This is a genomic window from Streptomyces sp. NPDC039430, assembly GCF_055639435.1.
Genome location: NZ_JBVKAK010000009.1, coordinates 221788 through 233291 on the forward strand (window position 1 = coordinate 221788; position 11504 = coordinate 233291).

11 protein-coding genes are annotated in these 11504 nt (G+C 70.0%); 8 read left to right on the forward strand and 3 right to left on the reverse strand.

The window, feature by feature from the left end:
• Positions 1–359 precede the first annotated feature (359 nt).
• From ACZ7LS_RS23430 to ACZ7LS_RS23445, 4 genes are all read left to right on the forward strand, one after another.
• Positions 360–524: a hypothetical protein gene (locus tag ACZ7LS_RS23430; RefSeq protein WP_165371796.1), complete on the forward strand. Its 165-nt coding sequence runs from the start codon at positions 360–362 to the stop codon at positions 522–524.
• Positions 525–597: 73 nt separating this feature from the next.
• Complete coding sequence (locus ACZ7LS_RS23435) at positions 598–891, forward strand: Dabb family protein (RefSeq protein WP_382522677.1); 294 nt, start codon at positions 598–600, stop codon at positions 889–891.
• Positions 892–1066: 175 nt separating this feature from the next.
• Entirely contained in the window at positions 1067–1897 is an 831-nt protein-coding gene (locus ACZ7LS_RS23440) for an RNA polymerase sigma factor SigF (RefSeq protein WP_382522674.1), read from the forward strand.
• Between the two features lie 234 nt (positions 1898–2131).
• Positions 2132–2998, forward strand: a complete 867-nt coding sequence (locus ACZ7LS_RS23445; RefSeq protein WP_382522671.1) for an RNA polymerase sigma factor SigF — start codon at positions 2132–2134, stop codon at positions 2996–2998.
• A gap of 159 nt (positions 2999–3157) precedes the next feature.
• Here the strand turns inward: ACZ7LS_RS23445 and ACZ7LS_RS23450 are convergent, their stop codons facing one another.
• A complete protein-coding gene (locus ACZ7LS_RS23450) occupies positions 3158–3367 on the reverse strand; it encodes a hypothetical protein (RefSeq protein ID WP_129767389.1) in 210 nt (69 codons plus the stop codon).
• A gap of 240 nt (positions 3368–3607) precedes the next feature.
• Between ACZ7LS_RS23450 and ACZ7LS_RS23455 the strand changes: the two genes are divergently transcribed.
• From ACZ7LS_RS23455 to ACZ7LS_RS23470, 4 genes are all read left to right on the forward strand, one after another.
• Complete coding sequence (locus ACZ7LS_RS23455) at positions 3608–4093, forward strand: MarR family winged helix-turn-helix transcriptional regulator (RefSeq protein WP_382522667.1); 486 nt, start codon at positions 3608–3610, stop codon at positions 4091–4093.
• Between the two features lie 97 nt (positions 4094–4190).
• Entirely contained in the window at positions 4191–6725 is a 2535-nt protein-coding gene (locus ACZ7LS_RS23460) for an MFS transporter (protein WP_469448899.1), read from the forward strand.
• Between the two features lie 189 nt (positions 6726–6914).
• On the forward strand, positions 6915–7805 hold the full coding sequence (locus ACZ7LS_RS23465) for a YceI family protein (protein ID WP_385130763.1): 891 nt from the start codon (positions 6915–6917) through the stop codon (positions 7803–7805).
• Between the two features lie 185 nt (positions 7806–7990).
• Entirely contained in the window at positions 7991–8455 is a 465-nt protein-coding gene (locus tag ACZ7LS_RS23470) for a PPOX class F420-dependent oxidoreductase (RefSeq protein ID WP_382522658.1), read from the forward strand.
• Between the two features lie 200 nt (positions 8456–8655).
• Here the strand turns inward: ACZ7LS_RS23470 and ACZ7LS_RS23475 are convergent, their stop codons facing one another.
• Positions 8656–9543, reverse strand: coding sequence for a TetR/AcrR family transcriptional regulator (locus ACZ7LS_RS23475; protein WP_382522655.1), 888 nt, complete (start codon positions 9541–9543; stop codon positions 8656–8658).
• Between the two features lie 144 nt (positions 9544–9687).
• On the reverse strand, positions 9688–11370 hold the full coding sequence (locus tag ACZ7LS_RS23480; protein ID WP_385130766.1) for an MFS transporter: 1683 nt from the start codon (positions 11368–11370) through the stop codon (positions 9688–9690).
• Positions 11371–11504 lie beyond the last annotated feature (134 nt).

The following is an 11504-nucleotide window of genomic DNA, read 5'->3' on the forward strand; positions in this document are numbered from 1 at the left end:
GGTGCGGGGGGGGGGAGGGAAGGAGGGGGGGGTGGGGGGGGAGGGGGGGGTTTGGCGGGGGGGGGGGGGGGGGGGGGGGGGGGGGGGGGAAACGCGGCGGAGCCGTACGCCGCCGGCGGCCGGCTTGCCGATCGGCGATTCGCCACCCTGGTTCAGCCGACCGTCCGAACGCCGCCACCGCACATTCACACCGATCTTCCAACGGTCCCGCCGATCCCGTTACGCTCGCCAACCAGAACTCCTGATCGATTTGCACCACGCGAGCGACGAGGAGCGACGAGAACGGCCTCCGGGCACTGGCGTTCATACGGTTAGACTCACGCGCGACCGCACTGGGAAGACAGGGGAGGAAGTGGCGGATGGGGCAAGCGAGAAAGATCGTGCTGTACGCGGTCGCCGTCTTCGTGCTGTACACGATCATCACGTCGCCTGCCAGGGCCGCCGATCTTGTCCAGGTAGGGTTCGAGGGCATATCGAGCGCCGCCCAGGGTGTGGGCGAGTTCATGTCCGAGCTCATCAACTGATCGACACTCGGCCACGGCCACGGCCCCGCACGCACCCCCTCTGTCTCTTCTCCGCGTCCCCCAAGGAGTGCCCGTGATCCGCCACCTGGTCCTCTTCAAGCTCAATGAGGGTGTCTCGCGTGAGGAGCCGCGCGTCGTCGCGGGGGTGAAGGCCTTCAAGGAGCTCGACGGGCAGGTGCCCGAGCTGGAGGTCTGGGAGTGCGCCTGGAACATCAGCGACCGCCCGATCGCCTATGACTTCGCCATCAACGCGGCGGTCGCCGACCACGCCGCGCTCCAGCGCTACCTGGACCACCCCGCGCACCAGGCGGGCGTCGCACAGTGGCGTGAATTCGCCACCTGGGTGATCGCCGACTACGAGTTCTGAGCCGTCCGCCTCCTCGCCCCACACCCATTCGGTGTGGGGTTTTTGGGTTTATTGCTCCATCTTGCCGTCAACACGGTTTTTTCAGGTGCTTGCACACAGTGGACATGTCTTGTGATGCTATGACCGCTTTTGACGGATGAGTTGACGTAGTCGACCGCAAAGGGGTGGCGTCACCGTGCCGGCCAGTACTACGCCTCAACTGCTGCCCCAGATCGAGACCGAGCCCCGCCCCGCGGCGCAGAGCCGCGGCGCGGACACCAGGGCACTGACCCAGGTCCTCTTCGCCGAGCTGAAGGGGCTGGAACCGGGCAGCGAGGAACACACCCGGGTACGCGGAGCGCTCATCGAGGCGAATCTGCCGCTGGTGCGCTACGCGGCGGCCCGGTTCCGCAGCCGTAACGAGCCCATGGAGGATGTCGTCCAGGTCGGCACGATCGGTCTGATCAACGCCATCGACCGGTTCGACCCGGACCGCGGGGTGCAGTTCCCGACCTTCGCGATGCCGACCGTCGTCGGCGAGATCAAACGCTACTTTCGGGACAATGTCCGGACGGTCCATGTCCCGCGGCGGCTGCACGAGCTGTGGGTACAGGTCACCGGCGCGACAGAGGACCTGACGACGGCCCACGGCCGCTCCCCCACCACCGCCGAGATCGCCGAGCGGCTGAAGATCTCCGAGGACGAGGTACTGGCCTGCATCGAGGCGGGGCGCTCGTACCACGCGACCTCGCTGGAGGCCGCCCAGGAGGGCGACGGACTGCCGGGCCTGCTGGACAGGCTCGGCTACGAGGACCCGGCGCTGGCCGGGGTCGAGCACCGCGATCTGGTGCGGCATCTGCTCGTACAGCTGCCCGAGAGGGAACAGCGGATCCTGATGCTGCGCTACTACAACAACCTGACGCAGTCGCAGATCAGTCAGGAATTGGGGGTTTCCCAGATGCACGTGTCAAGGCTTCTGGCCCGAAGCTTTGCACGACTGCGATCCGCAAATCGGATCGAGGCGTAACCCTCAGGGGTAGACCCACTTCGACTCCCCTTCACGGTCCGAAAAGCCCCACACCCCCTCTTTCCAGGGCGGATTCAGCGCTTACTTGTCGACATGTCACTACAGCGTGTTGCCGACATGTGACATTCTGCTGGAACCGCGTTTGCCGCAGTCCCGGCTCCGGTATTCAGGTGGAGGCTGCGTTCCACCGACGGGAGCGGCCGACGCGACCGTCCGCGACCTCAAGGGGGTGGCATGTCCGTAGAACAGGGCAGCTCGAAGGTGCTCACGCTCACAAAGAGCGCTCCCGCGCCCGATGCTCTCGACCACGTGGTCCAGCCGCGTGTGTCCCAGCCGGAAGCCATCGACACCCGCACTCTGTCCCGCTCCCTGTTCCTGCGGCTCGCCGTGCTCGATCAGGACAGCCCGGAGCGCACCTACGTACGTGACACCCTCATCGAGCTGAATCTGCCGCTGGTGCGTTACGCGGCGGCCCGGTTCCGCAGCCGTAACGAGCCGATGGAGGACATCGTCCAGGTCGGCACCATCGGCCTGATCAAGGCGATCGACCGGTTCGACTGCGAACGCGGCGTGGAATTCCCGACGTTCGCGATGCCGACCGTCGTCGGCGAGATCAAACGGTTCTTCCGGGACACCTCGTGGTCGGTGCGGGTGCCGCGCCGGCTCCAGGAGTTGCGGCTCGCGCTGACGAAGGCCAGCGACGAGCTGGCGCAGAAGCTCGACCGTTCGCCGACCGTCCCCGAACTCGCCACCGTACTGGGCGTGTCGGAGGAGGACGTGGTCGACGGCCTCGCGGTCGGCAACGCGTACACCGCTTCCTCGCTGGACTCGCCCTCTCCGGAGGACGACGGCGGGGAGGGCTCGCTCGCGGACCGGCTCGGCTACGAGGACATGGCGCTTGAGGGCGTCGAGTACCGCGAGTCGCTCAAGCCGCTCCTCGCCAAACTGCCGCCTCGCGAGCGGCAGATCATCATGCTCCGGTTCTTCGCGAACATGACCCAGTCGCAGATCGGCGAAGAGGTGGGCATCTCCCAGATGCATGTCTCGCGGCTGCTGACCCGTACGCTCGCGCAGCTGCGGGAAGGGCTGATCTCGGACTGAGGCCCGCGGACCCCGCCCCTCGCCCGTTCTCGGGCGATGTCGCGGGCGGGGTTCGGAGACGACCGTAGGTACGGGAACGACCCGACGTACGGGAACGACCTGGGAGCCGGGAATGACCCGGCACTCGGAGACGACCCGCGATGCGGAGACGAGGAAGCGTCAGGCGAAGGCCAGCCAGGCCACCACGGCCAGAACCACGACGGCCGCGACCACGCCGACGATCACTCCGACCTTCGGCCCGCTCTGCTGGGGCGGCGCCTGCCGGCGCTGCGGCTCGCCGTCGTCGACGAACGCACGGAACATCTGGGTGCTGCCCGCGGGGTCGGGATTGCCCTCGGGGCCCTGCGGGGCATGGGGGTTGTGTGCCATACGCCAGGACCCTAGCGAACGCGCGGATCCCGTCCAACGCCGGGCCCGCCGCTGACTGATCTGGCGCCGCCCCGTCCGCCGCCCGCCCGCCGTCCTGTCCACCGCGCCGGTCATTGACTTCGCCCATGCAAAGCCTTTTGGGTTCCTTTACTCCACTCGGCCCGATTTCGTTTGCCTGCAGCAACCAACGGCTTCTATGGTTCTATGGTTGCCCCAAGCAACAAGATGTCGGGAGGGCCCATGGCCGCAGCACACAGTCAGTACGCGGAGCTGGCCCGACAGATCAGTGCCATCGGCGCCGTCAAACGGGGGCTGGCGCGCATCCTGCCCGCCGAGTGCCCGGCCGGCACCGCCGCCGTACTGACCCTGCTCGACCGGCACGGCGAGATGCGGATGAGCCGCCTCGCCGAGCTGCTCGCCGTCGACATGTCGGTGACCAGCAGGCATGTCGCCCACGCCGCCGAGCGCGGCTGGATCGAACGGTCCCCCGACCCCGCGGACAAGCGCTCCCGCATCCTGCGGCTCACCCCGGCGGGCCAGGAGCTGATCGACGAGCTCGCCCGGCGGACGACGGAGATGTTCGCGCGCACGCTCGACGACTGGACCGACGACGAGGTCGGGCAGCTGGTCACGATGCTGGAGCGGCTGCGCAGCAGCTTCGGCGACTGCCGGGACTGGCGTTACCAAGATTCGTACACCCGTACACCCATGCGGCAAGAGACGTAAGACAAGGAATTCAATGGCTACGACCACACCAGCGGGTGTGCGGGGCGGCCACGCCAAGCACGGAGGCGGCGCCCCCGCCTCCGCGAGCGGCGCGCCGATGACACACCGTCAGATCATGGAGGCGCTCTCCGGGCTGCTTCTGGGCATGTTCGTCGCGATCCTGTCGTCGACGATCGTCTCCAACGCCCTGCCGGAGATCATCTCCGACCTGGGCGGCGGACAGAGCGCCTACACCTGGGTGGTGACCGCGTCGCTGCTGGCGATGACGGCGACCACCCCGCTGTGGGGCAAGCTCTCCGACCTCTTCAGCAAGAAGCTCCTGGTTCAGATAGCCCTGATCATCTATGTCTCGGGCTCGATCGTGGCCGGCCTCTCGCAGAACGCCGGGATGCTGATCGCCTGCCGGGTGTTCCAGGGCATCGGCGTCGGCGGTCTCTCCGCCCTCGCCCAGATCGTCATGGCCGCGATGATCGCCCCGCGCGAGCGCGGCCGGTACAGCGGCTACCTCGGCGCGACCTTCGCCGTCGCCACCGTCGGCGGTCCGCTGCTCGGCGGCGTCATCACCGACACCTCGTGGCTGGGCTGGCGCTGGTGCTTCTACGTCGGCGTCCCGTTCGCCGTCATCGCGCTGATCGTCCTCCAGAAGACCCTCAAGCTCCCGGTCGTCAAGCGCGAAGGAGTCAAGGTCGACTGGTTCGGCGCCTTCTTCATCAGCGCGGCCGTCTCGCTGCTGCTGGTCTGGGTCACCTTCGCGGGCAACAAGTACGACTGGATCTCGTGGCAGACGTACGCGATGGTCGGCGGATCGGTTCTGCTCGGCGCCGTGTTCATCCTCGTCGAGTCGAAGGCGCGCGAGCCGATCATCCCGCTGCGGCTCTTCCGCAACCGCACGATCACGCTGGCCTCGCTGGCCTCGCTCTTCGTCGGTATCGCGATGTTCGCCGGCACGGTCTTCTTCAGCCAGTACTTCCAGCTGGCCCGCGACAAGTCGCCGACGATGTCCGGTGTCATGACCATCCCGATGATCGGTGGTCTGTTCATCTCCTCCACCGTCTCCGGCATGATCATCACCAAGACGGGACGCTGGAAGATCTGGCTGGTCAGCGGTGGTGTGCTGGTGACGGCCGGGCTCGGGCTGCTGGGCACCCTGCGGTACGACACCCCGTACTGGCACATGGCGATCTACATGGCGCTGATGGGTCTCGGCGTCGGCATGATGATGCAGAACCTGGTCCTGTGCACACAGAACCAGGTCTCGCCCGAGGACCTCGGCGCCGCCAGCTCCACCGTCACCTTCTTCCGCTCGCTGGGCGGTGCGGTCGGTGTCTCGGCGCTGGGCGCGGTGCTGGGCAACCGGGTCACGCACTACGTCAAGGAGGGGCTGGCCGACCTCGGCCCGCAGGGCGCGGCCCTGGGCCATGGCGGCACCGGTGGCGGCGGCATCCCGAACCTGGACACGCTGCCCGCCCCGATGCGGCAGGTCATGGAGGTGGCGTACGGCCACGGCGTCGGCGATGTCTTCCTCTACTCGGCACCGGCCGCGCTGATCGCGCTGCTGCTGACGCTGTTCATCAAGGAGGTCGCGCTGAAGACGCGCGCCGGCGGGGAGACCGCGGAGGTGGCGGCTACCGCCGCGCCGACCGGGCCTGTCGCGACGACCGCCGAGATACCCGCGATATCCGCGATACCCGAGGTGGCGGCGGTACCCGCGGCGAGGGGGTCTGGAATGGCGGGGTCTGGAATGGCGGGCCCCGGAATGGCGGGCTCCGGAATGGCGGGCTCCGGGATGACAGCGGCTTCTGGAGGGACCATGGCAGCTGGACCGGCCGAATCGGCTGGATCACCGTTCGCGGCGGCATCCGCGCCGGGCACCGCCGTACAGGGTGTGGTGCTCGGTTCCGAGGGCACGCCGGTGCCCCGCGCCGCCGTCACCCTGATATCCCTGGCCGGGCGCCAGCTGGCCCGCTCGGTCGCCCAGTCCGACGGCGGCTATGTCCTGGACGCGCCGGGCGCCGGCTCGTACGTACTGATCGCCTCCGCCGACGGCTTCCAGCCGCAGGCGTCCACGGTGGTCGTCGGGGACGGACCGCTCTCGTACGACATCCTGCTCTCCGGTACGAGCGGCCTCACCGGGGTGGTGCGCGCCGCGGACGGCGGGTACCCGGTCGAGGGCGCGATGGTGATCGTGACCGATGTGCGCGGCGATGTGCTGGCCACCGGGAAGTCGTCCGAGCAGGGCGAGTTCGGCTTCAGTGAGCTGGTCCCCGGATATGTGACCGTCGCGGTGAACGCGACTGGCTACCGCCCGCTGGCCCTGCCGGTGGAGATAGGCGGCCAGGGCGTCACCCGTGTCGAGGCGGTCCTCCTCTCCGGCGCCCTGGTGCAGGGCACGGTCAGGGCGGGCGCGGCCCGCCGCCCGGCGCATGACGCCCGGGTGACGCTGGTCGACGCGGCCGGAAACGTGGTCGCGACGGCGACGACCGGCGAGGACGGGGCGTACGCCTTCGCCGACCTGGACTCCGGCGAGTACACGGTCATCGCGACCGGCTACCCGCCGGTGGCGGGCTCGCTGACGGTCACCGGCCGCGGGGTCGACGGCCACGACATCGAACTCGCCCACCCCGGCGAGTAGTCGAAACCCCCCGGACCGCGCGGCGCTTGTAGCGGGCGGCGCGCCGGTCGGGTGCGGAAACGGGCTCCGGTTGCGGGGGCGGCGGTGGGCAGGGGACGGCCTGTCGTCGCACCCCGGCCGGGGCCCGGCTCTTTGTGGGACTGACCGAGGGACGAGGGAGAGAGAAACGGGATGGGCGGGACGGGCGGAATGGGACTTCGCGGACAGGTACGGACGCGGGACGGCTGGGCCGTACAGCACGCGGTCGTGACCATGACCGATATGAGCGGTACGCAGGTGCTGCGGCAGGACGCCGACGAGAACGGCTCGGTACGGACCGACGCGGCGCTGGCGCCGGGCCCGTACACCGTCGTCGTGACGGCCGTCGGCTACGCGCCCGTCGCCTCCACGGCGCTGGTCACGGCGAGCGGGCGTGCCGAGCTGGGCACGGTCATCCTCGCCAGGCAGGGCGGGGTCGAACTGCCGCCACCGGGCGCCTGGAGCCTGGATCCGGCGCATTCCGCGGTGAGCGCGGTGGCCCAGCACCTGGGGATCTCCAGCGTGCGCGGGAGGTTCACGGAGTTCGGCGGACGGATCGAGATCGCGGAGGGTACGGCGGGTGCGGCGGGCACGGGGAGCGCGGGGAGCGCGGGTGCCTCGGGGGGCGCGGGCGGCGCGTTCGGAGTTGAGGCGTCGCGCGTCGACGCGGTCATCAGCGCGGCGAGCATCGACACCGGCAACGCGCTGCGGGACAAGCACCTCAAGTCGCCCGACTTCCTGGACGTGGAGCGCTTCCCGGAGATCACGTACAGCAGTACGGGGCTGACTCCGGCGGGCCCGGACCGCTGGACCGTGCACGGACAGCTGTCGCTGCACGGGGTCGTACGCGAAGTGGACCTGGACCTGAGCTACCTGGGCACCGGGCCCGACCCGTGGGGCGGGGTACGGGCGGCCTTCCGCGCGACCACGGAACTGCACCGGGAGGACTTCGCCATGAACTACAACCAGGTGGTGCAGGCGGGGATCTCCGCGATCGGGACGACGCTGCGGGTGGAGCTGGACATCCAGGCGGTACAGGGCGAGAGCCTGCCGGGTGTGTGATCGCGGGGCGGGGGGCAACTCGGGCGAGAGGGAGTGGGCAGTGGGTGGTTCGCGGCGGCTCGCGCGAGGGGCATGGTTCGTGGCGGGGGGTTCGTGGCGGGGGGTTCGCGGCGGGGGGTTCGCGGCGGGGGGTTCGCGGCGGGGGGTTCGCGGCGGGCGGGCTCCCAGGTCGTAGGCTGCGCGGCATGGCATCGAATATCGCAACGAATACGGCCGTTGACCTCGCCGGGCTGCTGGAGTTCGTACGCCCCAGGCACCGCGCGATCCTGCTGACCACCCGTTCCGACGGCCGGCCGCAGGGCTCGCCGCTCGCCTGTGGGGTCGACGACTCGGGCCGGATCGTCGTCTCCACGTACCCCGAGCGCGCCAAGACGCGGAACGCCAAGCGGGACGAGCGGGTGAGCGTGATCGTTCTGTCGGACGACTGGAACGGCCCGTGGGTCCAGGTCGACGGTACGGCCGAGGTGATCGACTCCCCGGAGTCGGTCGAGCCGCTGGTCGAGTACTACCGGAACATCGCGGGCGAGCACCCCGACTGGGACGAGTACCGGGAGGCGATGGTGAAGCAGGGGAAGTCCATCATCCGGATCACCCCGGAGCGCTGGAGTCCACTCGCCACCGGCGGCTTCCCGGCCCGTCTCGTCTCGTAGTCCCCGGGCATGGGGCTCCGTCCCGGGCCCCGTGCCCCTCGCGTCGCGGGCCCGTACCGGCTGTGCGTCCCGGGCCCGTGCCCCTCACTTCCCGGGCACCGTACCCGCTCGCGTCGCGGGCCTCGTACCCGCCCGCGTCCCGGAGTCGTCCGTGCCCGCCCGTGTCGCGGAGTCGTCCGTGCCCGCCTGCCTCCCGGGGGCTATGCCCGCTCGCGTCGCGGAGCCCGTCCTCCGGGCTCGGCGCCGGGTCCGTCCTCCGGCTCGGCGCCGGGTCCGTCCTCCGGAGCGGCACGGGGCGCGGCGGCGGCCCGGTCGCGATCCCGCATCGTCTCGATGCCCGCGATGAGCAGCTCGATCGCGAACGTGAAGTCGCGTTGGCGCATCTCCGCCACCGTATCGCCGCCACGCGCCTCCATCAGTTCGTCCGCGCTCTCGAACGATTCCTGGAACCGCGGCTGTTCGTTGATCGCGCCCATCGCCTGCCGGAAGTACTCGTCCTGGCTCAGCCCGGCGTCGGCGCAGCGCTGTACGAAGTGGCCCTCGATCGTGCCGAATCCGTAGACGAACTGGAAGACCGCGGACAGCCCGCCCATCCGGTCGTGCGGCGCCAGGCCCGTCCTGTCCATGACGGTCTGGACGGCCGCCGAGAAGGCCATCGAGTGCGGGCCGATGTTCAGATATCTGCCGACGAGCGGCGAGACCCAGTGGTGCCTGACCAGCACCGCCCGGTAGCTGGTGGCCAGTTCGCGCAGCTGGTCGCGCCAGTCGGCGTCCTCGTCCGTCATATCGGGGACCAGGACCTCGCCGAAGACGGAGTCCAGGGCGAGTTCGAGGAGGTCGTCCTTGGTGTCGACGTACCAGTAGAGGGACATGGCGGTCACCCCCAGCTCCGCGGCCAGCCGCCGCATGGAGAACTTCGCCGGGCCCTCCGCGTCGAGGAGCCGTACCGAGACTGCTGTTATGCGGTCGCGGTCCAGGCCGGCGGGATGGTCCGAGTTCTCGCTTCTGCGGCCGCGGCCCGCGGGCTTGCCCTCCAGCCATACGCTGGTACGGGTCGGCCGCTTGTCGCGATCGGCTTCCGGCACCATGGGTGAGCCTCCTCGGTTCCCGTCGGCCGGGCTTCGGCCGGACTCCGCTTTCTTGGCCGGCTCGGGCTCCCGGCCGGCCAAGCCCCGCCGGCGACGACCAGGTCATCGATAGCGGGAGCCCGGACGCCTGCCGCTCTTCCGATGCTATGCCGCTCCCGACACGGAGTCCGACGAGGCGCCGGACGCGGATCCGGCCGGAGACCCGGACGCGGACCCGGACGAAGACCCGGACGTGGACCTGGGCCGGGACCCGGACGGCGAGGCCGACGAAGCGCCCGGCGAAAAACCCGAGGCGCCAGCGGCTCCCGGGGCACCAGGGGCTCCCGGGCCCCCCGGCGTGGGCCTCGCGCGCTCGGCCCTGCGCAACAGCAGCGCGGCCAGCAGACCGCCCACCAGCACGGCCACGGCCCCGACCAGCTGGCTCGTCTCCAGGCTCGACGCGAACGCGTCGGAGATGCTCAGCCGCTCCCCCTCCCCGTCCGCCGCCGCGAGCGCGGCAGGCAGCGAGGCGCCCCCCACCGCCGCCGGGACGAGCGCGGCGAAGCGGGAGTTGAGCACGGCGCCCAGGACGGCGACCCCGAGACCGTTGCCGAACTCGCCCAGCGTGCCGTTGATGCCCGCGCCGACCCCCGCCTTCTCCGGCGGGATCGCGCTCATGATGGCGTTCGCCATGGCCGGCATGGAGAGGGCGACACCCGCGCCCATCACGACCAGGCCGAGAAGCATCCCGCCGTACCCATGGGCGCCGAGCACCGCGATCGCGGCGAGCCCGGCGGACACCAGGACCATGCCGAGCGCGATGGTGCCCGGGGTGCCCAGCTTGCGCACGGCCAGCGCGCCGACGCCCACGAGGTTCAGGACGACGACGCTGACCGCGAGCGGCGCGGTACGCAGACCGGCGTCCAACGGCCCGTAGCCCAGTACGAACTGAAGATGCTGGGTCAGCAGGAAGAGCGATCCGGTCATCCCGAAGGAGACCAGGATGGCCCCCGCAACCGCCCCGACGAAGCGCTGGTCGCGGAAGAAGTGCATGTCCAGCATCGGATACGGGACGCGCAGCTCCCAGAGGACGAACAGGCCGAGAACGAGCAGGCCGAGGGAGGCCGAGACCAGCACCTGACCGGAGTGCCAGCCGTGGTCGGGCCCCGAGATGATCGCGTAGACGACGGCGGTCATGCCGATGGTGGAGAGCAGCGCGCCGAGCAGATCAGGACGGTCGCCCTCCTTGCTCTTCGACTCCGGTACGAGCGCGACGACCGCGATCACTCCGAGCACCGCGACCGGGATGTTGATCAGGAAGATCGCTCCCCACCAGAAGTGGTCGAGCATGGCCCCGCCGATCAGCGGACCGGCGGCCCAGCCGACGGAGTTGACGGTCGACCAGATACCGATCGCCCTCACGCGCTCGGTGTCGTCGAACAGCTGGACCACGACGGCGAGGGTCGTGGTGATCAGCAGCGCGCCCCCGACGCCCATTCCGGCGCGGGCCGCGATCAACTGGCCGCTGGACTGGGCGAGTCCGGCGGCCAGCGAGCCGATCCCGAACAGTACGAGACCCACGATCAGCAGTTTCTTGCGGCCGTACCGGTCGGCGGCGTTGCCCGCGGTGAGCAGCAGGCCCGACTGGACCAGGGAGTAGGCGTTGATCATCCACTGGATGTCGGCGGTGGAGGCGTGCAGTTCACGGGTGAGGGACGGGATCGCGACACCGAGGACGGTGTTGTCGAGCAGCACGGTGAGCTGGGCGAGACAGATGACACCGAGGATCAGCCAGCGCTGCGGGTGTCGTGCGGGGGCGGTGTGGTGCTCGGCGGCTGTCGCCGTCATGAGGACTCCTTGTACGGTGTACAGGAACAGTCGCTGTACACCGTACAAGAGCCTCCTTTACGTCGTATAGCTTCTCTTTCCGCCAGCGGGTGCCGGCCCACCGAGTGCCGGCCTACCGGCGCCGGCCCACCGAG